Origin of the sequence: Bradyrhizobium sp. LA2.1 (assembly GCF_040547725.1) — a bacterium.
GTDB lineage: Bacteria > Pseudomonadota > Alphaproteobacteria > Rhizobiales > Xanthobacteraceae > Bradyrhizobium > Bradyrhizobium barranii.
On record NZ_JBEPQI010000013.1, the window covers coordinates 187,247 to 207,482 of the forward strand.

General features: G+C 63.8%; 21 protein-coding genes. 17 read left to right on the forward strand and 4 right to left on the reverse strand.

The window, feature by feature from the left end; all coding sequences use genetic code 11:
* The first annotated feature begins 104 nt into the window (after window positions 1–104).
* Complete coding sequence (locus tag ABIB95_RS25400) at window positions 105–1,820, forward strand: sulfatase-like hydrolase/transferase (protein WP_354243071.1); 1,716 nt, start codon at window positions 105–107, stop codon at window positions 1,818–1,820.
* Window positions 1,821–1,948: 128 nt separating this feature from the next.
* Here the strand turns inward: ABIB95_RS25400 and ABIB95_RS25405 are convergent, their stop codons facing one another.
* Entirely contained in the window at window positions 1,949–3,508 is a 1,560-nt protein-coding gene (locus ABIB95_RS25405) for a glycine betaine ABC transporter substrate-binding protein (RefSeq protein ID WP_354243074.1), read from the reverse strand.
* Window positions 3,505–4,287 carry an ATP-binding cassette domain-containing protein gene (locus ABIB95_RS25410; protein WP_354243077.1) on the reverse strand — a complete coding sequence of 261 codons (783 nt, stop codon included), beginning with the start codon at window positions 4,285–4,287 and terminating at the stop codon, window positions 3,505–3,507. Before ABIB95_RS25410 ends, ABIB95_RS25405 begins: the two co-directional genes overlap by 4 nt.
* Before the next feature lie 140 nt (window positions 4,288–4,427).
* On the opposite strand from ABIB95_RS25410, the gene ABIB95_RS25415 reads away from it, so the two are divergent.
* The 6 genes from ABIB95_RS25415 to ABIB95_RS25440 all read left to right on the forward strand — a co-directional run bounded on the left by ABIB95_RS25415 (window position 4,428) and on the right by ABIB95_RS25440 (window position 9,478).
* Window positions 4,428–5,246: an ABC transporter ATP-binding protein gene (locus tag ABIB95_RS25415; RefSeq protein WP_014493075.1), complete on the forward strand. Its 819-nt coding sequence runs from the start codon at window positions 4,428–4,430 to the stop codon at window positions 5,244–5,246.
* On the forward strand, window positions 5,246–6,031 hold the full coding sequence (locus ABIB95_RS25420; RefSeq protein WP_014493076.1) for an ABC transporter permease: 786 nt from the start codon (window positions 5,246–5,248) through the stop codon (window positions 6,029–6,031). Before ABIB95_RS25415 ends, ABIB95_RS25420 begins: the two co-directional genes overlap by 1 nt.
* A 102-nt stretch (window positions 6,032–6,133) precedes the next feature.
* Window positions 6,134–6,670: a DUF305 domain-containing protein gene (locus ABIB95_RS25425; protein WP_354243080.1), complete on the forward strand. Its 537-nt coding sequence runs from the start codon at window positions 6,134–6,136 to the stop codon at window positions 6,668–6,670.
* 9 nt (window positions 6,671–6,679) lie between these two features.
* The gene (locus ABIB95_RS25430; RefSeq protein ID WP_354243083.1) at window positions 6,680–8,149 is read left to right on the forward strand and encodes a YncE family protein; all 1,470 of its coding nucleotides are present in this window, start codon (window positions 6,680–6,682) and stop codon (window positions 8,147–8,149) included.
* A 49-nt stretch (window positions 8,150–8,198) separates the two neighbouring features.
* On the forward strand, window positions 8,199–8,708 hold the full coding sequence (locus ABIB95_RS25435) for a sigma-70 family RNA polymerase sigma factor (protein ID WP_354243167.1): 510 nt from the start codon (window positions 8,199–8,201) through the stop codon (window positions 8,706–8,708).
* Complete coding sequence (locus ABIB95_RS25440) at window positions 8,705–9,478, forward strand: anti-sigma factor family protein (protein ID WP_354243086.1); 774 nt, start codon at window positions 8,705–8,707, stop codon at window positions 9,476–9,478. The genes ABIB95_RS25435 and ABIB95_RS25440 overlap by 4 nt, the downstream gene beginning before the upstream one ends.
* Window positions 9,479–9,551: 73 nt before the next feature.
* On the opposite strand, the gene ABIB95_RS25445 is transcribed toward ABIB95_RS25440, so the two are convergent.
* Complete coding sequence (locus ABIB95_RS25445) at window positions 9,552–10,001, reverse strand: cupin domain-containing protein (RefSeq protein ID WP_015684397.1); 450 nt, start codon at window positions 9,999–10,001, stop codon at window positions 9,552–9,554.
* 139 nt (window positions 10,002–10,140) lie between these two features.
* Between ABIB95_RS25445 and ABIB95_RS25450 the strand changes: the two genes are divergently transcribed.
* The 10 genes from ABIB95_RS25450 to ABIB95_RS25495 all read left to right on the forward strand — a co-directional run bounded on the left by ABIB95_RS25450 (window position 10,141) and on the right by ABIB95_RS25495 (window position 18,899).
* A complete protein-coding gene (locus ABIB95_RS25450; RefSeq protein ID WP_071910550.1) occupies window positions 10,141–11,166 on the forward strand; it encodes an ABC transporter substrate-binding protein in 1,026 nt (341 codons plus the stop codon).
* A 29-nt stretch (window positions 11,167–11,195) separates the two neighbouring features.
* Window positions 11,196–11,900, forward strand: a complete 705-nt coding sequence (locus ABIB95_RS25455) for a hypothetical protein (protein WP_028150403.1) — start codon at window positions 11,196–11,198, stop codon at window positions 11,898–11,900.
* A gap of 95 nt (window positions 11,901–11,995) precedes the next feature.
* On the forward strand, window positions 11,996–13,306 hold the full coding sequence (locus ABIB95_RS25460; RefSeq protein WP_282520626.1) for an ABC transporter substrate-binding protein: 1,311 nt from the start codon (window positions 11,996–11,998) through the stop codon (window positions 13,304–13,306).
* 15 nt (window positions 13,307–13,321) lie between these two features.
* The gene (locus ABIB95_RS25465; protein ID WP_028150401.1) at window positions 13,322–14,089 is read left to right on the forward strand and encodes an ABC transporter ATP-binding protein; all 768 of its coding nucleotides are present in this window, start codon (window positions 13,322–13,324) and stop codon (window positions 14,087–14,089) included.
* Window positions 14,090–14,092: 3 nt separating this feature from the next.
* On the forward strand, window positions 14,093–14,797 hold the full coding sequence (locus tag ABIB95_RS25470; protein WP_028150400.1) for an ABC transporter ATP-binding protein: 705 nt from the start codon (window positions 14,093–14,095) through the stop codon (window positions 14,795–14,797).
* A 13-nt stretch (window positions 14,798–14,810) separates the two neighbouring features.
* Entirely contained in the window at window positions 14,811–15,692 is an 882-nt protein-coding gene (locus tag ABIB95_RS25475; RefSeq protein WP_063981643.1) for a branched-chain amino acid ABC transporter permease, read from the forward strand.
* Complete coding sequence (locus tag ABIB95_RS25480) at window positions 15,689–16,708, forward strand: branched-chain amino acid ABC transporter permease (RefSeq protein ID WP_028156473.1); 1,020 nt, start codon at window positions 15,689–15,691, stop codon at window positions 16,706–16,708. The genes ABIB95_RS25475 and ABIB95_RS25480 overlap by 4 nt, the downstream gene beginning before the upstream one ends.
* Complete coding sequence (locus tag ABIB95_RS25485; protein WP_283017479.1) at window positions 16,668–17,597, forward strand: polyphosphate kinase 2 family protein; 930 nt, start codon at window positions 16,668–16,670, stop codon at window positions 17,595–17,597. Before ABIB95_RS25480 ends, ABIB95_RS25485 begins: the two co-directional genes overlap by 41 nt.
* Window positions 17,594–18,631: a patatin-like phospholipase family protein gene (locus tag ABIB95_RS25490; RefSeq protein ID WP_354243091.1), complete on the forward strand. Its 1,038-nt coding sequence runs from the start codon at window positions 17,594–17,596 to the stop codon at window positions 18,629–18,631. The genes ABIB95_RS25485 and ABIB95_RS25490 overlap by 4 nt, the downstream gene beginning before the upstream one ends.
* A gap of 13 nt (window positions 18,632–18,644) precedes the next feature.
* Window positions 18,645–18,899, forward strand: coding sequence for a DUF3551 domain-containing protein (locus tag ABIB95_RS25495; protein WP_071910559.1), 255 nt, complete (start codon window positions 18,645–18,647; stop codon window positions 18,897–18,899).
* A gap of 142 nt (window positions 18,900–19,041) precedes the next feature.
* Here ABIB95_RS25495 and ABIB95_RS25500 read toward each other — a convergent pair whose 3' ends face one another.
* Window positions 19,042–19,926, reverse strand: a complete 885-nt coding sequence (locus tag ABIB95_RS25500) for an MBL fold metallo-hydrolase (RefSeq protein ID WP_354243095.1) — start codon at window positions 19,924–19,926, stop codon at window positions 19,042–19,044.
* Between the last annotated feature and the right edge of the window lie 310 nt (window positions 19,927–20,236).

Consider the following 20,236-nt stretch of genomic DNA (forward strand, 5'->3'; position numbering starts at 1 on the left):
TTACAGTTTTATGACACGGTGCAGGCTTCCGGCTGCGCCGAACGCCGCAGGCCGGTCCGACGGCTGGGTATTCATCGCGCCGGACCAGAAGTTGCGTGCCGTCGATGGCGTCCGCGCCAAATCCAGGTCCTTCTGCCACGACCGCCGTGCTGGCGAGCGTTGCCGCGCTCGGCATCTGGCGCCTGCTTGCGGTTGCCGCGCCGCATCTTGCCGCCCTCGCGCTCATGTACGAGACCGAGACCGATTTCGGTTCGCGGCTTTCGTTCGTGCTCGCCTGGGGCATCCTCAATTTCTTCTGGATCATGCTCCTGCGCCGGCCGGCGCTGTCGGGCGCGCTGTCGCTGACCATGGTCGTCGTGCTGGTGCTGCTGTCGCGTCTCAAGCACGACGTCGTGCAGATGACGGTCAACTTCATCGACCTGATGATGATCGACCGCGACACCGTGGCGTTCCTGTTCACGATATTCCCGAACCTGCGCTGGTCGGTGATCGGGGCCGGCCTCGTCACGCTGCCGCTGATGTATGCGCTGTGGTGGCTCGATCCGTTTCGCATCCGCCGCCTGCCGGCGTTCGCGTCCACGCTCGCCTGTCTTGCCGCACTGGTCGGCTATTCGCTCTATCATCCGGACGAGGCCTGGCGCGGCTATTACGACGACGGCTATCTCTCGAAATTCTTCCGCTCCGGCGTCAGCGCGGTTTCCGACTTCGCGCAATACGGCTTCATGGAGTCGGCCGCCTCGACCAGCGAACGGCTCAACATGCCGCTGGTGGATGCCTGCCACCCCGCGGGCCGCCGGCCGAACATCATCATGGTCCATGATGAATCGAGCTTCGACATTCGCGCCGCCCAGGGCATCAAGGTGCCGCCGCGCTATGGCGATCATTTCAAGTCCTGGGACGGCAAGCAGCGCACGTTCCTGGCCGAGAGCAATGGCGGGCCGAGCTGGTTCACCGAATACAACGTGCTCGCTGGCCTCTCCTCGCGCTCGTTCGGCCGCTTCGCCTATTTCGTGACGCGCATCGCCTCAAACCGCGTCGAGCGCGGCCTGCCGCTGGCGCTGCGCCGCTGCGGCTATGACACGCTATCGCTCTATCCCGCCTATGGCGGCTTCATGGGCGCGCGCAGCTTTCAGGTGACGACCGGCGTCGAACGCTTCCTCGACTCGAAGGATCTCGGCGCCAAGGACGTCGAGCCGGACTCCTTTTTCTACGACAAGGCGCTCCAGCTGATGGGCCAGCAGCCGCCGAACAAGCCGCTGTTCACCTTCATCTATCTCGGCGCCAATCATTTCCCCTGGGAGACGCGCTTCCGCCCCGACCTACTGCCGAACTGGCGCGCGCCGGGCAATAATGTGGCGTCCATCGACGAATATCTGCGCCGGCAGGCGATGAGCGCCGAGCAGTACAGAGCGTTTGTCGCGGGGCTGAAGAAGAATTTTCCCGGCGAGCCCTTCCTGATCGTGCGCTACGGCGATCATCAGCCTGAGTTTGCACCGAACCTCCTCGAGCCCGGGCTCGACGAGGGCGCCCTCGGCAAGAAGCTCGACGCTTACGATCCGCGTCTCTACGCGACCTATTACGCGATCGACGCCATCAATTTCGAGCCGGTGAAGAGCGAGGCCGTGATGGACACGGTCGACGGCCCCTATCTCCCGCTGGTGATCCAGGAAGCCGCCGGCATTCCGCTCGATCCCTCCTTTGCCGAGCAGAAGCAGATCATGCTCCGCTGCAAAGGCATCTTCTACGGCTGCAAGGACGGCGCCGAGGCGCGGCGGCTCAACCGGCTGCTGATCAATGCCGGGATCATCCGGGGGCTGTAGCGTTGATCGCTACGCAGACCCAGATCGTAGGGTGGGCAAAGCGAAGCGTGCCCACCATCCCGTTGCTCGTGTTGAGAGACGGTGGGCACGGCGCTTACGCGCCTTTGCCCACCCTACGAAATCCGGGCCTACCGCTTGCCCACCTTCTCCCAAAGCCACTTCGCCACCGTATCCGGCGATGAATTCGCGTCGTTGCCGCTGGCGCGCAAATTGGCCTCGCGCATCGTGGCGATGTCGATCTTGCCGAGCAGCGGCTCGAGCGCGGCCTGTAGTCGCTCATCGCCGGCGCGCTTCGGCGCCAGCAGCAGGATCGCGTCGTAGGGCGGGATCGCGTGCCTGGGATCGTCCAGCACGACCAGATCGTATTTCGCGATCAGCCCGTCGCTGGTGTAGCCGGCGATCACGTCGACCTCGCCGCTGGCGACGGCCGCATACATGAAATCCGGCTGCATCTGGCGCTGGGCGCGGAACGAGAGGCCATAGGATTTTTGCAGCGCTGCCCATTCGGGGCGCGAGAAGAACTCGTAGTCGCCGGCGATGGACAGCGCCGGTGCATGCGCGGCGAGATCGGCGATGGTGCGGATGCCGAGCGCTTCGGCGCGCTTCTTCGGCATCACCAGCGCATAGGCGTTCTCGAAGCCGAGCTCGCCGAGCAGGGTGATGTTGTCCTTCGCGAGCGCTGTCTTGAGTTCCGCCAACAACTCCGCGCGCGGCTTGATGTCCGTGCGGTGCAGCTGGTTGGCCCACAGCGTGCCGGAATAATCGACATAGAGATCGATGTCGCCGGCCTTGAGCGCCTCGAAGATCACGCTGGAGCCGAGACCCGACCGCGCGGTCGCGGAGAGGCCGGCGGCCTGAAGGCGGTCCCTCAGCAGGGCCGACAGCACATATTGCTCGGCGAACGTCTTGGCGCCGACGACATAGCTCTGCGACGAGCGTCCCATCGTCGGCACCAGCGTTGCGAGGACGAGCGCCGCGATCCCGATGCCGCCGAGCGCGGCAGGCAGGCGGCTGCGGTGGCGCAAGCCGCTCTCGATCAGGCCGAGCAGCTGATCGACGGCGAGCGCGAGCAGGGCCGAGGCAAAGCAGCCGAACAGCACGAACACCCAGTTCTGGGTCTGAAGCCCGGCAAAAATGTAATTGCCGAGGCTGGTCTGCCCGATCGGCGTTGACAGGGTCGCGGTGCCGATCACCCACACTGCCGCGGTGCGGATGCCGGCCATCATCACCGGCAGCGCCAGCGGCAGCTCGACCATGATGAGCGACTGCCGCGCGGTCATGCCGACGCCTTTGGCGGCTTCGATCAGCGCGGGATCGATGCCGTTGAGGCCCGTGATGCCGTTGCGCAGCACCGGCAGCATCGAATAGAGCGCGAGCGCCAGCATCGCCGGCAGGAAGCCGAAAGCGGAGAAGGAGATTCCGAACCAGGCGAGTGTCACGGACGCGACCAGCAGCAACAGTGGATAGAACAGCGCGAGCAGTGCCAAGCCGGGCACTGTCTGCACGATGCTTGCGAGCGCGAGCAGGACGGCGCGCGGCGCAGGGCGGTTGCGCGTCAGGATCGCCAGCGGCAGGCTGACGGCGAGGCCAAGCGCGAGCGCGGCGAGGCTGACCCGAACATGGTTGCCGAGATAGTCGGGCAGATGCGACAGCGCCTCGCCCCAGCGCGGATCGGCGAACAGGCTCATGCCGCACCGCTTTGTGGCAGCAGCGCGTTCAGCCGCTCGACCTGGCGCCGCGGCGTGCGCAGCAGCTCCAGAACATAGGCGTCGCTGCTGCTTGAGAGTTCCGCGGGCGTGCCCTGCGCCAGCAGTCGTCCGCTGCGCATCACCGCGATGCGGTCGGCGAGCAGGATCGCCTCCATCATGTCGTGTGTGATCATGACCGTGGTCAGGCCGAGCTTGCGGTGCAGTTCGCGAAAATCCTCGCCGAGCGCATCGCGGGTGAGGGGATCGAGCGCGCCGAACGGCTCGTCCATCAGCACGATGCGGGGCCGTGCCGCGAGCGCCCGCGCCACCCCGACGCGCTGGCGCTGGCCGCCGGAGAGCGCCTCGGGCAGGCGATCGCGATGCGCGCGACGGTCGAGTTGCACGAGCTCGAGCAGCTCGTCGACCCGCGCGGTGATGTCCGCTGCCGGTGCGCCCAGCAGCCTTGGCGTGATCCCGATATTGTCGGCGACGCTCAGATGCGGAAACAGCCCGCCGCTCTGGAAGACGTAGCCGATCCGGCGCCGCAGCGAGACAGGATCGACGGTCTGCACATCCTCGCCCTCGACCGTGATCGTGCCGGCATCGGCCTCGATCAGCCGGTTGGCGAGCCGCAGCAGCGTGGTCTTACCGGAGCCGGAGCCGCCGACGATGGCCAGAAATTCGCCCTCGGCGATGTCGAGCGACACATCGTCGACGGCCTTGAGTGAGCCGAAGTTCTTGCTGACGTGGGAATAGCCAATCATCGGCCTGGAAGACATTGGGCGGGGCTCACTCTCTTACCCTCCCCCTCCAGGGGAGGGTAAGAGCACGGCAGGACCCATGCGTAGCACGCTTGGCGGCTCGATTGAACTTGGCCGCGCGAGCGGCTAAGGCATCGGGCCAAGTTCGGAGGGAACACATGACGACGCCCACGGCAGTGGCGCTGGAAGACGCCAAGGTCGCGTTCCGGCTGGGGGACGACCGGGTCTATACGGCGGTGGAGAAGGCCCATCTTTCGGTCGCGCAGGGCGAGTTCGTCGCCATCGTCGGGCCGACCGGCTGCGGGAAATCGACGCTGCTCAACGTCGCGGCCGGATTGCTCAAGCCCGCCGCCGGCAGCATCAAGATATTCGACCGGCCGCTCGCGGGGCTGAACCGGGATGCCGGCTACCTGTTCCAGGCCGATGCGCTGTTCCCCTGGAAGACCGCGCTCGACAATGTCGCGATCGGGCTCGAGATCGCGGGCACGCCCCGCGCCGAGGCACTGCAACGTGCGCAAAAATGGCTGACCTCCGTCGGCCTCGGCGCCTTCGCCAACCGCTATCCGCACATGCTCTCCGGCGGCCAGCGCAAGCGCGTGGCGCTGGCACAGGTGCTGATCCGCGACCCAAAGATACTCCTGATGGACGAGCCGTTCGGGCCGCTCGATGCGCAGACCCGCCAGGTCATGGGCAATCTGCTGCTCGACCTCTGGAACGCCGACCGCAAGGCCGTGCTGTTCGTGACCCATGATCTCGAAGAGGCGATCGCGCTCGCCGACCGCGTCGTGATCATGTCGGCGGGGCCGTCCTCGCGCATCATCGGCGACTGGCGCGTGAGCTTGCCGCGCCCGCGCGATATTTTCGAGGTGCGGCTGGACAAGGAGTTCCATGCGCTCCACCGCGAGATCTGGAGCGTGCTCAAGGACGAGGTGATGAAGGGCTACGCGCAATCGACCCAAGCGGCGGAGGCGATCTGATGTCGCGCGTGACGCTGCTTGCGCTGCAAGTCCTGGTCGCTGTCGTCTGCCTCGTACTGTGGCAGCTCTTTGCGACCGTGCCGGTGTTCGGAAAAATCCTGTTGCCGCCGTTCTTCTTCTCCAACCCGGTCGACGTGTTCAGCCAGATCGTCAAATGGTTCTCGTCCGGCGTGATCTGGAAGCATCTCGGCATCACGTTGACGGAATCGATTCTGGCGTTCGTGATCGGATCGCTCGGCGGCGTGCTGGTCGGCTTCTGGTTCGCGCGCCAGCCGCTGGTTGCCGCGGTGTTCGACCCTTACGTCAAGATGGTCAACGCGCTGCCCCGCGTCGTGCTTGCGCCGATCTTCGCGCTGTGGCTGGGCCTCGGCATCTGGTCCAAGGTCGCGCTCGGCGTGACGCTGGTGTTCTTCATCGTGTTCTTCAACGTCTATCAGGGCGTCAAGGAAGTCAGCCGCACCGTGCTCGACAATGGCCGCATGCTCGGCATGAGCGAGCGGCAGCTGATGCAGCACGTCTATTGGCCGTCGGCGCTGTCGTGGATGTTCTCCTCGCTGCACACCTCGGTCGGCTTCGCCGTGGTCGGCGCGGTCGTCGGCGAATATCTGGGATCGGCGGCAGGGCTCGGCTATCTGATCCAGCAGGCCGAAGGCATCTTCGACGTCGCCGGTGTGTTCGCCGGCATGTTCGTGTTGTCGGCCTTCGTCATCCTGATCGACTTCGGGGTGACGCTGGTTGAGCGCAGGCTGCTGGTCTGGCGCCCGACCGTGGACGGGCGGGGGTAGGCCGCCTCGTTTGGCTGCTGACGTTTATGTGATTGACCGCCCGGAATAGAACGCGCGGCCATACGTCATACCCCCATGCAACCACCTGCATGGGAGTTCAGGATGCCCCCCTCACAGTTCCGCCGCGCCGTAGCGGCTCTTGCAAGCAGATGCCGATGGCCCAGGCCCGGTCTGGGCACGGCGTTCCTTGCCGCGCCAATTCTGGTCGCGTCCGTACTCCCGCTGTTCGTGTTCGCGCATGAATCCCATCCGGCCGCCGCGCCGGCCGCGGTGGGCACGGAGGAGCGTGCGTTTCTGGAAGAAAACGAAGCGGCGATGACCAAGATGATGAACGACATGGCGGCCAAGCCGACCGGCGACATCGATCGCGACTTCGTCGCGATGATGAACCCGCATCATCAGGGCGCGATCGACATGGCGGTGATCGAGTTGCGTTACGGCAAGAACGAGCAGCTGCGGCGCATCGCCCAGGAAATCATCGTCGACCAGATGCAGGAGATCGCGGCCATGAAGCTCGCGATCGGCGAACCGGCGACTGACACCACGCCCGCCCCGACCCAGCCGCCCTCTGCTCCCAACACAACCGTTCATCATCATCCGGGCATGCAGATGGATATGTCCACGGGAATGAAGAAGTAGGAGTCGCAGATGACCACGTCACGAAGCACGATGATGAAGAGCATTTTCCTGGCGGCCACGATGCTTGCGACCGGTTCGGTCGCGTGGGCAGGGCAGGCACCGGGCGCGTTGTCCGCTCCCGATATTCCGGTGAGCCACCACGACCGCGTCTACGCCGCAGAGCAGTTCTCGAATACGGTCTCGGTCACCGATCCCGTCGACAACAAGCTGCTTGGCGTGATCCGGCTGGGCGACCCGCAACCCGGCAATTTCAGCCCGCTCTACAAGGGGCAGGTGCTCGTTCATGGCATGGGCTTCTCGCCCGATCACAAGACGCTCGCCGTGGTGTCGATCGGCTCGAATTCGGTGAGCTTCATCGACACCGCGACCAACGCGGTCAAGCATATCACTTACGTCGGACGATCGCCGCACGAGGCGTTCTTCACGCCGGACGGCAAGGAAGTGTGGGTCACCGTTCGCGGCGAGAACTACATCTCCGTCATCGATCCAATCAGCTTCAAGGAGAAGACCCGCATCACGACCCCGAACGGGCCAGGCATGCAGATTTTCTCACCCGACGGCAAATACGGCTACATCTGCTCGTCGTTCAATCCCGAGACCGACGTCGTCGCGGTGGCCGAGCACAAGATCGTCGCCACGGTGAAGCAGGAGAGCCCGTTCTGTCCGAACATCGCGGCATCGCCGGATGGGAACCAGGTATGGTTCACGTTGAAGGACACTGGCCGGACACAGGTGTTCAACGCCAGGCCTCCGTTCAACGCGATCAAGACGATCGATACCGGGCCGATCACCAACCACGTCAATTTCGCGCACACCGCCAAGGGCACGTTCGCCTACGTCACCATCGGTGGCCTGAACGAAGTAAAAGTGTTCCGCACCGACGATTTCTCGCAGGTCGCGACGATCCCGGTCGGCAATCTGCCGCACGGCGTCTGGCCGTCGGGCGACGGCACACGCATCTATGTGGGACTGGAGAACGCCGACGCGCTCGCGGCCATCGACACGGCGACCAATAAAGTGGTCGGGAACGTTCCGATCGGCCAGGCGCCGCAGGCGATCGCGTATGTTCCAAATGCCGCGCCTAACCCTGATGACCGCCAGAATTTGCAGGCCCTCGGCGTCGCCGGGCAGGTCGCTCATCTCACGCTTACGTCGAAGGACGGTGCAAAGGACGGCATGGCGCCGACCAGTGTGTCGCTGTTCGATCAAGGCCTGATCCAGATCTTGCAGGCTTCGGTGACGGGACTTCAGCCCAAGCAGAAATATGTGCTTGCGCTGGCGGAGCACGGTGATGGAAGTGGCCCATTGCAGCCGCTCGCGGCGTTCATGACCAACCCGGCCGGATCCGCTATCGTCAATGTGGCCGGTCCGATCCGGCAGATCGTCGACCAGTCCGCCGCTGAAGCAAGGCGGTACCTGGTGATTGCGGCCGGTGACGCGGCCATGCCTGGTGAGGCGGTCCAGATCGAGGCGCGATGACGCGCCGTCCGACGTCGGCAAAGGGTAGGTGGAACGCCTCGTGAAGGACATGCTGGTTCAGGTCGAGCCGCTTATCCCCGCGCTCCGCCGCTACGCGCGCGCGCTTTTGCGCGATCGCGCGGCTGCCGATGATCTGGTTCAGGATTGCCTGGAGCGTGCCGTCAGCCATTGGCATCAGCGGCGCGACGGCAGCGTGCGCGCCTGGCTGTTCAGCATCCTCCACAATCTGGCGGTCACGCAATTCCGCCAGGCGACGGCGCGGGGCAGGCATATCCCGATCGACGATGCAGGCGAGCGTGAGCTCGCCAGCGCCGCCGCGCAGGAGCACAGGCTGATCTATCAGGATGTCCTGAAAAAGCTTGCGAGACTGCCGGAAGAGCAGCGTGCCGTGTTGTTGCTTGTTGCGGTTGAGGATCTATCCTATGCGGACGCCGCGGGAGTGCTGAAGATTCCGGTCGGGACCGTGATGTCGCGCCTGTCGCGCGCGCGGGAGAGGCTATTGCAGGAGATGGAGGGCGTGGCTCCAGGGAACGTCGTGGCATTGCGGGGCGTGAAATGAACCGGCGGCCGATCACCGAGGACGATCTCCACGCCTATGTCGACCAGGCGCTCGAGCCTGAGCGGCGCGCGGAGGTCGCATCCTATCTGGACGATCATCAGGATGTCGCCGCGCGCGTTGCGGCCTTCGCCACCCAGCGCGAGCAGCTGCGCGGGGCATTTGCGTCGATCGCCGACGAGCCGTTGCCGGCCGAGTTGAATCTGTCGCACATCATCGAGAGCCGGAGGCGGCCTCCCATGCGGGCGTGGTGGGCGATCGCTGCGATGTTGCTTCTCGGCATCGGCGGTCTCGGCGGGTGGACCATGCGCGGCGTCTCGCAGGAGGGCTCGAACGGACTGTCTGCGCTGGCACAGGAGGCAGCCTATTCGTATGGCGTTTACGCACCGGACCGCGTGCGGCCGGTCGAGATACGCGCGTCCGACAGTGCCGAGCTCACGCGATGGGTATCGAATCGGCTGAAACAGCCGGTCAAGGTGCCGGATCTCTCTGTATCCGGCTATCGGCTGATGGGCGGTCGCCTGGTTGCGACGTCGCACGGCCCGGCCGCGATGTTCATGTACGATGACGATCACGGCGACCGGCTTGTCGTGCTGACGCGTCCGATGAGCAACCGCAATCTGGATACGCCGATGATGCCGCAATCGACCGGCGATGTCGCTGGCTTCGTGTGGGCGGATGGCGGCATGGGTTACACGCTCGTCGGCCAGCTTCCGGGAGACACTCTCAAGCCGATCGCGAACGAGATCCGGAAACAGACGCGCCCGATCTAGCCTCGAAACCGACGAAATGGGCCCGCACGGCAGTGCGAGCCCGAACGTTCAACCGGCCCGAGTTGCGGGGAGCCTAATCCAGCAGCTTGGTGTCATCGGGCGCCTGCGGCGGCGTCTTGATCGCGATCGCCTTGACCTGTCCGCTGATCGGCTTGGTGCCACCATGCGGGGTGCCCTTCGGGATGATGACGAGGTCGCCAGGTTTCACCGTCACCTCCTTGTCGCCGAGCCAGATCGTCCCGGTCCCGTCGAGGATGTACTGGATCTCGTTGGTGTTGGGATGCATGTGCTTGGGCACATTGCCGACCTGGATCGAGATGGTGGCGCCGTCGGCGCTGGCAAACATCTTGGAACGGTAGCCGACATTGTTGGCGGGCCCGAGCGCGTCGCCTTCCATCTCGCCGGTATGGATGATCTGCGCGGTGACGTTCTCCGCGGCCAGCGCCGGCCGGAGCAGTTGGTTTGCGCCGCATCCGGCGGCAAAGGCGGCGGCGATCGACAGCCCGATTGCAAGGCGATTCATGGATGATCCTCCCCATCAAGAATTGTTCTTGTCTGAGCATGTTATTGCGCCGAAAGGCCAATGGCCAGTGCCACTTAAGCGGTGCTTCTCAAGCCAGTCCCGCTGCTCTATGGTGCCGCCGGCCGAACGGAGGAAACCAATGAAGAACACGATTGCCAGGCTCGCCGGCGCGCTGCTCGCGCTCACGCTCACCACCGGTCTTGCCGCGGCGCAAAGCAAGGTCACCATCGCGATCGGCGGCGGCGCCTGCCTGTGCTATCTGCCGACGGTGCTGGCAAAGCAGCTCGGCGAATACGAGAAGGCGGGCCTCAATGTCGAGCTCGTGGACCTCAAGGGCGGCTCGGACGCGCTCAAGGCCGTGCTCGGTGGCAGCGCCGACGTCGTCTCCGGCTATTTCGACCATTGCGTCAATCTCGCCGCCAAGAAGCAGGAGCTTCAGGCCTTCGTGGTCTATGACCGTTATCCCGGCCTCGTGCTGGTGGTCTCGCCGTCGCACACGAACGAAATCAAGTCGATCAAGGATCTCGCCGGCAAGAAGGTCGGCGTCAGCGCACCGGGCTCCTCGACCGACTTCTTCCTCAAATATTTGCTCAAGAAGAACGGGCTCGATCCCGCCGGCACCGCCGTGATCGGCGTCGGCCTCGGCGCCACCGCCGTGGCCGCGATGGAGCAGGGGCAGATTGACGCCGCCGTGATGCTCGATCCCTCCGTCACCGTGCTCCAGGGCAGCCACAAGGATCTGCGCATCCTCAGCGACACCCGCACCCAGAAGGACACGCTCGAGACGTTCGGCGGCGAATATCCGGGCGGCGCGCTGTACTCGACCGTGGCCTGGATCAACGGCCACGAGAAGGAAACGCAGGCGCTCACCAACGCAATGCTGGCCACGATCGGCTGGATCCATTCGCATTCGCCCGAGGAGATCATGGCGAAGATGCCGGACGAGATGGTCGGCAAGAACAAGGAGCTTTATCTCGCCGCGCTGAAGAACACGATCCCGATGTTCTCCGAAACCGGCAAGATGGACCCGAAGGGCGCAGACGCCGTGCTCGCGGTGTTCAGCGTCGGCTCGCCCGAGGTGGCCGCCGCCAAGATCGACGTCAGCAAGACCTTTACCAACAAGTATGTCGATCAGGCCAAGAAGACCACGGGGAATGCCAAATAACTGACGCGAAGGCATTGTAATCAGCTGTCATGACGTCATTGGTCATTCATCGCGTCACGACGCTTGATCTTGCCGTGCGGCCAATCGCCTGGCCGTTCGCCGAAGAGCGCCGCGCCGAGATTGCGGCGCATTTCGCCGAGAAGCAGCGCGAGCGGCCGAAGATGTGGAACGGCCGCGTCCTGCTCGGGCGCGATGCCGTGTTCACGGACGGCCATCTCGCCGCGACCTATTTCGAGACGGATTTCGCGAGCTTCCTTGCCTGGCGCGACTGGGGCTTTCCCGACAAGGCCGTGTTCAACGGTTTTGGCATGGGCGCGCTGCGCGCCTCCGACGGCGCCTTCATCATGGGCGAGATGGCGCAGCACACCGCCAATGCGGGCCGCATCTATTTCCCCTCGGGCACGCCCGATCTCGACGACGTCAGTGACGGCGCGCTCGACATTCCCGGCAGTGTCATCCGCGAACTCGGGGAAGAAACCGGCTTGACCGCGGCCGACTACCGGACCCAGCCGGACTGGCACTGTGTCGTCACTGGTCCGTCGATTGCAATGATTCAAATTATCAACCTGGACATGCCGGGTGACGTGGCCCGGGCCCGGATCGAGGCCAACCTCGCCCGCGAAGCCGATCCGGAGCTGTCGGCCATTCATCTCGTGCGCGGGATGAGTGATCTCACGCCGACCATGCCGCGATTTGTCACGGCCTTTATCGAGCAGCAGTTCGCGTCGCGCTGAAGCGCGAGGCTTGACATCGCTGCCCCCAGCCCATGTGATGGGCCAAAAAGCAAAAGCAAGAAGACTGCAATGCACAATCGTCCAGGGAGGTTTAGATGCGCCTGCGCATGGCTGCCCGCTTGGTACGTGGGCTGTTGGTCGCGATATCAGCGACGGGCTTGATGGCTTCGGCTCAGGCTCAAGAGAAGAAGATCAAGATCGGCGTTGTTTTCGACCTGACCGGGCCTCTCGCGGGCGGTGGATCTGAGCTCGGCTATATCGGCGCAAAAATTATTCTCGACCATTTCGCCAAGACCGGCGTCGAAGGCTACAAGATCGAGGCGGTCTACGCCGACGCGCAGAGCAAGCCCGACATCGCCATCAACGAATCCGTCCGCCTGCTCGAGCAGGAGAAGGTGGACATGGTGCTCGGCTTCTTCTCATCGGCGCAATGCGTGCCGGTCGCTGCCCGCGTCGAGCAGCTCAAGAAGTTCATGTGGATGACGACCTGCATCTCGTCGGCCGTGTTCAACGACAAGGGCTACAAATACGTGTTCCGCCCGCAGGCGAGCGGCGACCAGTTCGGCATGATGACGATGGATTTCATCGCGCAGAATGCCAAGGCGAAGTTCGACAAGGAGCCGAAGGACCTGCGCGTCGCCATCATCCACGAGGATGGCGCCTATGGCGTCGACGTCTCCAGGGGCAATGAGGCAGGCGCGAAGAAGGCGGGCTTCAACGTCGTGATGAAGGAAGGCTATTCGGCGACGGCGCCCGATCTCTCCGCGCTGGTGACCAAGCTGAAGCGTGCCAAGCCCGACGTCATTTTCCACACCGGCTACAACCCTGACATCACGCTGCTGCTGCGCCAGGCCCGCGAGCAGGGGTTGAAGTTCGGAGCGCTGATGGGCCATGGCGCCGGCTACGGCGTCTACGAGAAGCTGAAAGAGGGGATGGGGGCTGACGCCACCTACATCTTCAACACCGACCCGATCTCGATCTGGCTCGCCAACCAGAAGACCATGGATCCCAAACTCCCGCCCGTGATCAAGATGGTCGGCGAGGAGTTCGACAAGATCAGGCCCGGCGTTGCCATCCGCTCGGCGCATGTCGGCATCGGCGCGTCCAACACTTACGTGTTCATGAGTGATGTGCTGCCGCGCGCGATCAAAAAGTATGGCGGCGTCGATCCCGACGCGCTGCGCAAGGCCGCGCTAGACACCGACATCCCCGAAGGCGGCACGATGCTCGGCTTCGGCGTCAAGTTCTACGGCGAGGGCACGCCGATGGCCGGGCAGAACGAGCGGTCGTTCCCGGTCGTGATCCAGTACATCGACGATAAATCCTCTGTGGTGTGGCCCAAGAGTCAGGCGCAGCGCGAGGCTGTGTTGCCGCTGCCGAAGGGCACCACCTACAGCAACCAGTAGCGGCGGAGCAAGACGGTGCTGGAAGTCAGCGGGCTGGTGAAGCGGTTTGGTGGCTTCACCGCCGTCAACAACGTGTCGTTTCGGGTCGATCAGGGCGAGATCCTCGGCCTGATCGGCCCCAACGGCTCGGGCAAGAGCACGATCTTCAACATGCTCTCCGGCACGCTGGCGCCGACATCCGGCTCGATCCTGTTCGGCGGCGCCGAGATCGCGGGCCTTGCGCCACACCGGATCATCAACAGCGGCATCGGCCGCACATTCCAGATTCCGCGGCCGTTCCGGCGCCTGACAATCTTCGAGAATGTCGCACTGGCCGGCTTCTACGGCCAGGGCCGCCACAGTCGTGCCAGGGCGGAGGAGGCGGCCGAGCGGTCACTTGCGATGGTGGGCTTGCCGACCGATCGCCATGCCAGCGTCGATGGACTCGGGGCGGCCGGCCTGAAGAAGCTCGAATTGGCGAAAGCGCTTGCCACCGCGCCAAAACTGTTGCTCGCCGACGAGAGCCTCGGCGGTCTCGACGAGACCGAGATGGACCAGGCGGCGGACATGCTGCGCAACATCCGCGACGAGCTCGGCATCACCATCATCTGGGTCGAGCACATCATGGGCGTGCTGATGCGCGTCGTCGACCGCGTGATGGTGCTCGATCACGGCGAGAAGATCTCGGAAGGGTTGCCGAGCGCGGTTGCCGGCGACCCGCGCGTCATCGAGGTCTATCTCGGCACCGATGCCGAGACCACGCAGGCCGCGGCGGCGGAAGCGCGCCGCCGCTCGGGAGGCTAGACGATGCTGGAGCTTCGTTCGGTCAGCGCGGGTTACGGCACGTTCCAGGCGCTGTTCGACGTCAATCTCGACGTGAAGGCGGGCGAGGCCGTTGGCGTCATCGGCCCGAACGGCGCCGGCAAGACCACCCTGATGCGCGTCATCTCCGGCCTGATCCGTCCCACGCGCGGGTCGATCAGGATGGAGGGCGTCGATGTCGTGGCGACGCCGCCGCACAAGATCGTCAGCCTCGGCATCGCGCATGTGCCGGAGAACCGGCGGCTGTTTCCGCAGCTCACGGTCGACGACAATCTCAAGATGGGCGCCTTCATGAAGGAGGCACGCGGCCACTATGCCGAGCGGCTGGATGTCGTGTTCGACCTGTTTCCGCGCCTGAAGGAACGCCGCCACCAGATGGCCGGCACCATGTCCGGCGGCGAGCAGCAGATGTGCGCGATCGGCCGCGCGCTGATGTCGAATCCAAAACTCCTGCTGCTCGACGAGCCGTCGGCGGGACTGGCGCCAGTCGTGGTGCAGCAGGTGTTCGAGCTGGTGAAGCGAATCCGCGCCCGCGGCCTGACGGTGCTGATCGTCGAGCAGAACGTGCAGCAGGTGCTGAAAGTGGTTGATCGCGCTTATCTGATCGAGGCGGGCACGATCCGGGCGTCCGGCACCTCGGCCGAGATGCTGGCGAGTGACACGGTCAAGGAAGCGTATCTCGGGGTATGAGGTTCATGCAGGCATGCAAGCTTTTTTGGGCATTTTCGACATCTATCTGCTGGAGGCCGTGATCAACGGCATCCTGCTCGGCGGCGTGCTGGCACTGCTCGCGCTCGGGCTCAACTTGATCTTTGGCGTCATCGACGTGACCTGGATCTGCTACGCAGAGCTGGTGATGATCGGCATGTACGCCATGTATTTCATCGTGCAGTATTACGGCCTCAGCTACTTCATCGCAGCGCCGTTCACCATTTTGCTCGTCGCGATCCTCGGCGCCGCGCTGCACTATCTCGTGATCGCGCCGCTGCTCACCGCGCCGCCGATCAACCAGCTGCTTGCGACAGGCGGGGTGCTGTTCGTGCTCCAGAGCTTTGCCACCGTCGCCTTCGGCATCGACTTCCGCAATCTCGGCATCCGCCTGCCGGTGCTCGCCTTCGGCGACATGAATTTCAGCTACGCGCGGCTGCTATCCTTTCTGGCCGCGCTGGTCGGCATGGTCGCAGTGTACCTGTTCATGACCCGCACCTTCACCGGCACCGCGATCCGCGCCATCTCCCAGGATCGGCAGATCATGGCGCTGATGGGCGTCGACACGAAGAGAATGTATCTCATCACCTCCGCGCTCGGCGGCGCGCTGGCTGGGCTCGCCGCTTGCCTGCTGGTGCTGCAATATGACGTGCATCCCTTCGTCGGCCTCTCCTTCGGACCGATCACCTTCCTGATCTGCGTGCTCGGGGGGCTCGGCAATTTCATCGGCGGCTTCATCGCCGCCTTTGTGTTCGCCGAGATCATATCGCTCGGCGGCCTGTTCTCCGACCTCGAATGGGGCTACGTGCTCGCCTTCGCCTTCTTCATCGTCATGATGTTCATCCGGCCCGCGGGCCTGCTTGCGAGGCGCCGATGATGGGGCAGGGGCGGCTTGCGGCATGGGCGGTGGGGCTGGCGGCGCTGGTCGCGCTGCCCTTCCTCTATCGCGACCCCTATCATCTGCACATTCTGGTGCTGATCCTGATCTGGTCGTTCGCCTACACGTCCTGGTCGATGATGGGACGGTTCGGTCTGGTCTCGCTCGGCCATGGCGGCTTCATGGGGATCGGCGCCTATGTCACCGCGCTGCTCTGGAATCATCTGGGCTGGTCGCCCTGGATCGGCATTCCCATCAGCATGGTTGCGGCGGGTGCGCTGGCGCTCATCGTCGGCTATCCCTGCTTCCGCTTCCGCATCACCGGCCACTATTTCGTGCTGGTGACGCTGGCGCTGTCAGGAATCGTGCTCCAGGTCATCACGGCGACGCGCGACTATACCGGCGGCTCGCTCGGCTATACGCCGAACCGGGCCTCGGGCAACAAGCTGCTGGCGCTGCAATTCGACGACAAGACGACCTGGTATCTGATCGCGCTCGGGGTCTGGCTTTTCGGCATCGTGGTCTGGCACTGGGTCGACCGCAGCATGGCCCGCTACGCGCTCGAGGCGATCTCGGAGGATGAGGATGCCGCGGCCGCCGCCGGCGTCGACGTCACCGCGGAGAAGCTGAAAATTACGTTGCTCAGTGCGGTGATGACGGCGCTCGCCGGCGCAATCTACTGCCAGTACCAGATGTTCATCACCCCCGACACCGTCAGCGGCATCGCGGTGTCGCTCCAGATGGTGTTCGCGGCCATCGTCGGCGGCCTGTTCGTCTCGCTCGGCCCGACCTTTGGCGCTGTCATCACCATTCTGCTGGCGGAAACCCTGCGTATCGGCTTCGGCACCAAGGCGGTCGGTTGGGACAACCTCGTCTATGGCGTGCTGCTGGTCCTTTTCATCATATTCCTTCCCAAGGGCATCCTTGGTAGCCTGCTCGACCGATTGAAGCCGCAACGCAAGGTGCCCCGCGCTCATGAGCAAGAAGCCGTCCAAATCGCTCGCCCAGGAACTTGACAGCTACATCACGCCGTTCCGTTACGACGGATCGGGCAAGTTTCACCTCAAGGATTACAAGACCAACGAGAAGGGCGATCTCGACAAGGAGAAGGCGCAGGAGATTCTCGACGCCAACAAGAAGCGGATGATCGAGTTTCAGGAGAAGCTCTACGCCCAGGACCGCTGGTCGGTGCTGATCGTGCTCCAGGCCATGGACGCCGCCGGCAAGGATTCTGCGATCAAGGCGATCTTCGAGGGCATCAACCCGCAGGGCTGCGAGGTCCATGCTTTCAAGGCGCCGAGCACCAAGGAGCTCGATCACGATTTCCTCTGGCGCCACGCGATCGCGCTGCCCGAGCGCGGCCATATCGGCATCTTCAACCGCTCCCATTACGAGGAGTGCCTGGTCACGCGGGTGCATCCGGAGATTCTTGCCAAGCAGAAGCTGCCGCAGAGGCTCGTCACCAAGAACATCTGGAAGGAGCGGTTCGAGGACATCTCCGCCTTCGAGCGCCACCTCAGCCGCAACGGCACGGTGGTTCTGAAATTCTTCCTCAATCTATCCAAGGAGGAGCAGCGCGAGCGCTTCCTTGAGCGGCTCGAGGAACCGGCCAAGCAGTGGAAGTTCTCGATGGACGACATCAAGGAGCGCGCGCTGTGGCCGCGCTACCAGGCGGTCTATCAGGACATCGTCCGGCATACGGCAACGTCGCACGCGCCCTGGTATGTCGTGCCGGCCGACCACAAATGGTTCGCGCGCGTCGTGATCGGCTCGGCGATCGTCGCGGCGCTCGAAAAGCTGGACCTGCGCTTCCCCCGCGCCGACAAGGCCTCGCTTGCCGAATTCGACGAGGTGCGCAAGGCGCTGGAGCGGGAGGGGAAGGGAGGCAGGAAGCCCGCAAAGTGACCGCCCGTGAGACCAGCAACCAGAAGAACGTCAACTTCGCGCTTCAGGGCGGCGGCGCGCACGGCGCCTTCGTCTGGGGCGTGCTGGACCACGTGCTCGAGGACGGCAGGCTCGCCATCGAGGCGATCAGCGCTACAAGCGCGGGCGCGATGAATGCGGTGGTGCTGGCCTCAGGCATGGCCATCGGCGGAGCCGAGGGGGCGCGGCAGAACCTGCATGCGTTCTGGTACGAGGTCTCGCGGATGGATCAGGTCTATGACCTGTTCTCGCCACTCAACCAGTTGATCCAGGCCCTCAAGCTGCCGCCGGAATATCACCCTGTCCATGCTTTCATCCACACGCTGACGCACACGGTGCCGCCGAACCTGCTCAACCCCCTCCACTTCAATCCGCTCCGGTCGTTGCTGCTACGCGTGGTCGATTTCGATCGGCTCAATTCATCGCCGGACGCACCGCAGCTATTTCTCAACGCCACGAATGTCCGCACCGGCAAGATCAAGGTGTTCCAGACGCCGCTGCTCAGCGCGGAGACCGTGCTCGCCTCGGCCTGTCTGCCGCCATATTTCCAGGCGGTCGAGATCGACGGCGAGCATTATTGGGATGGCGGCTATCTCGGAAATCCCGCGATCTTTCCGCTGATCTATCGAAAAGGTAGCCAAGACGTCATCATCGTGCAGGTGACCGCGATCCGGCGTGACGAACTGCCGGCGAGCGCCGCCGACGTTCTCCATCGCATCAACGAGATCAGCTTCAATTCGTCACTGATGCGTGAGATGCGCGCGATTGCCTTCGCGACCCGGCTGATCGATAATGGCGAGCTCGATCGCAACACGCACAGCCGCATGTTCATGCACTGGATTGGAAACGACCAATTGATGTCGCAGCTCGGAACGGCCACGCAGTTCCATCCCGAATGGAGCCTCTTGTGCCGCCTGCGTGACGAGGGGCGCGAGGCCGCGCGAATCTGGCTGACGCAAAACTTTGACTGTATCGGCAGCTCGTCGACGGTTGATTTGACTGAAATGTTTCTCTGATTTCGAGGTTGTCGTGTACAAGCCTGCTGTCGTCGTTTCCCTGTTCGCCGCGCTCTTGATCGCCGGTTCCGCGCGCGCCCAGACCTATGGGGGCGATGCGCCGGTCTGCCTGCACGTCTTCGGCGAGTTGGAGGGCGAGCGGATGGACTGCATTTTCTCCTCGTTCGCCCAGTGCCAGGCAAGCGCGCAGGGGCGTCCGGCGACATGTCTGACGAATCCGTACTTCGCGCAGGCGCCGTCGGCGAGGACAGGGCGGCGCGTTCGCTAGCGGCGATCCCTAGGGTGGGCAAAGCAAAGCGTGCCCACCAATCTTCATCCGGCGAGAGGTGGTGAGCACGGCGCAAGAGCGCCTTTGCCCACCCTACGATCTCAGCGCGAGCGAAGCTCGTCGCGTCTGAGCAAGCCGACCCTCAATACCCGCGGCCCCACCAGTAGCAGAAGCGCTCGATATTGGCGGGAAGGGCGGTCTCGTAATTCGCCCATTTCTCGTATTTCGGCAGCTTCACTTCCTTCATCGCGGTGTCGAAGCATTTGCCGGCATCGGCGGCCTTCTTCACCTCCGCGGACAGATCTTCCATGTAGGCGATGTCGTCCTCGACGTCCTTCTTGGTGCCGAAGCGGCCGCCGGCATAGGGATGGCCGGGGATCATCCGCTCCCAGTCGAGCGAGGCCAGCTTCTTCAGCGAGGCGATATACTCGATCGGCGAGGCGTTGTCGGGAATGTTGCGGAACTGCACGGACTCGATCGGCGCGAAGTCGACGACGAAGACGATCTTCTCCTTCGGCAGCCGCATCACCAGCGAATTGTCGGAGTGGTTGCGGCCGACATAGTTCAGCTCCAGCGTGGTGCCGCCGAGCGTGATGCTCTTCTTGTCGTCGATCACCTGGTCCGGCATCACGACATCGGCGAGCAGCGAATTCTGCTTCTTCAGCTCGAGTAGGCGCTCCTTGGTCCGCCGGTGCGCAATGAAGGTGGCACCGAGATCCTTGAAGGGCTGGCCGCCGGCGATGTGATCGTAATGGTGATGGCTGTAGATGACGTATTTGATCGGCTTGTCGGTGACGGCCTTGATGGCGTCGATATAGGGCTTTGCCGGACGCAAATACGAGATCGGGTCGGTCGCGATCACGCCCTGCGGCGTCACGATGAACATCGACTGATGACCGCCATAGCGGAAGACGTAGACGTTCTCGGTGCCGTCGACCTTCTTGGTCGAGGTCTGCGGAGGGGTCTGCGCTAAGGCTGATCCAGTCAGGAGGGCCGCGACAGCGGTGATGCAAAGTAATGCTTTCATGTCTTGCTTTCTGGAAATGGATGGAATGCGGAAGGCGAATGGACTCTCTGACACAAACGCGGCGGGAGGGAATTTATTCCCTGATCCACTGCGATCAATCTATCGCGGTGGAGGGAACACGTCCTCAAATGTGATACCGGCACCATTGATCCTGCTTGACAGTTTTATGTCGCGGGAGGAGCATGCCGTTGGTCGCAAACAAGCGACGCGTCGTCCACCTCAAGAGCAAGGGGAGGTCTATGACACCACCTCCGCAGATCCAGCCGCGTTAAGTGCGATGGAGCTCGTTCGGACTATCGCATAGCGGCAG

Excerpts from the sequence above, each read along its gene's own strand:
- ABIB95_RS25400 (WP_354243071.1), top strand. The coding sequence starts at position 105 with ATGGCGTCCGCGCCAAATCCAGGTCCTTCTGCCACGACCGCCGTGCTG.
- ABIB95_RS25405 (WP_354243074.1), bottom strand. The coding sequence starts at position 3,508 with ATGAGCCTGTTCGCCGATCCGCGCTGGGGCGAGGCGCTGTCGCATCTG.
- ABIB95_RS25455 (WP_028150403.1), top strand. The coding sequence starts at position 11,196 with ATGACGTCATTGGTCATTCATCGCGTCACGACGCTTGATCTTGCCGTG.
- ABIB95_RS25435 (WP_354243167.1), top strand. The coding sequence starts at position 8,199 with ATGCTGGTTCAGGTCGAGCCGCTTATCCCCGCGCTCCGCCGCTACGCG.
- ABIB95_RS25450 (WP_071910550.1), top strand. The coding sequence starts at position 10,141 with ATGAAGAACACGATTGCCAGGCTCGCCGGCGCGCTGCTCGCGCTCACG.
- ABIB95_RS25425 (WP_354243080.1), top strand. The coding sequence starts at position 6,134 with ATGCCCCCCTCACAGTTCCGCCGCGCCGTAGCGGCTCTTGCAAGCAGA.
- ABIB95_RS25485 (WP_283017479.1), top strand. The coding sequence starts at position 16,668 with ATGAGCAAGAAGCCGTCCAAATCGCTCGCCCAGGAACTTGACAGCTAC.
- ABIB95_RS25460 (WP_282520626.1), top strand. The coding sequence starts at position 11,996 with ATGCGCCTGCGCATGGCTGCCCGCTTGGTACGTGGGCTGTTGGTCGCG.
- ABIB95_RS25475 (WP_063981643.1), top strand. The coding sequence starts at position 14,811 with ATGCAAGCTTTTTTGGGCATTTTCGACATCTATCTGCTGGAGGCCGTG.
- ABIB95_RS25410 (WP_354243077.1), bottom strand. The coding sequence starts at position 4,287 with ATGTCTTCCAGGCCGATGATTGGCTATTCCCACGTCAGCAAGAACTTC.
- ABIB95_RS25480 (WP_028156473.1), top strand. The coding sequence starts at position 15,689 with ATGATGGGGCAGGGGCGGCTTGCGGCATGGGCGGTGGGGCTGGCGGCG.
- ABIB95_RS25420 (WP_014493076.1), top strand. The coding sequence starts at position 5,246 with ATGTCGCGCGTGACGCTGCTTGCGCTGCAAGTCCTGGTCGCTGTCGTC.
- ABIB95_RS25430 (WP_354243083.1), top strand. The coding sequence starts at position 6,680 with ATGACCACGTCACGAAGCACGATGATGAAGAGCATTTTCCTGGCGGCC.
- ABIB95_RS25500 (WP_354243095.1), bottom strand. The coding sequence starts at position 19,926 with ATGAAAGCATTACTTTGCATCACCGCTGTCGCGGCCCTCCTGACTGGA.
- ABIB95_RS25415 (WP_014493075.1), top strand. The coding sequence starts at position 4,428 with ATGACGACGCCCACGGCAGTGGCGCTGGAAGACGCCAAGGTCGCGTTC.
- ABIB95_RS25440 (WP_354243086.1), top strand. The coding sequence starts at position 8,705 with ATGAACCGGCGGCCGATCACCGAGGACGATCTCCACGCCTATGTCGAC.
- ABIB95_RS25470 (WP_028150400.1), top strand. The coding sequence starts at position 14,093 with ATGCTGGAGCTTCGTTCGGTCAGCGCGGGTTACGGCACGTTCCAGGCG.
- ABIB95_RS25445 (WP_015684397.1), bottom strand. The coding sequence starts at position 10,001 with ATGAATCGCCTTGCAATCGGGCTGTCGATCGCCGCCGCCTTTGCCGCC.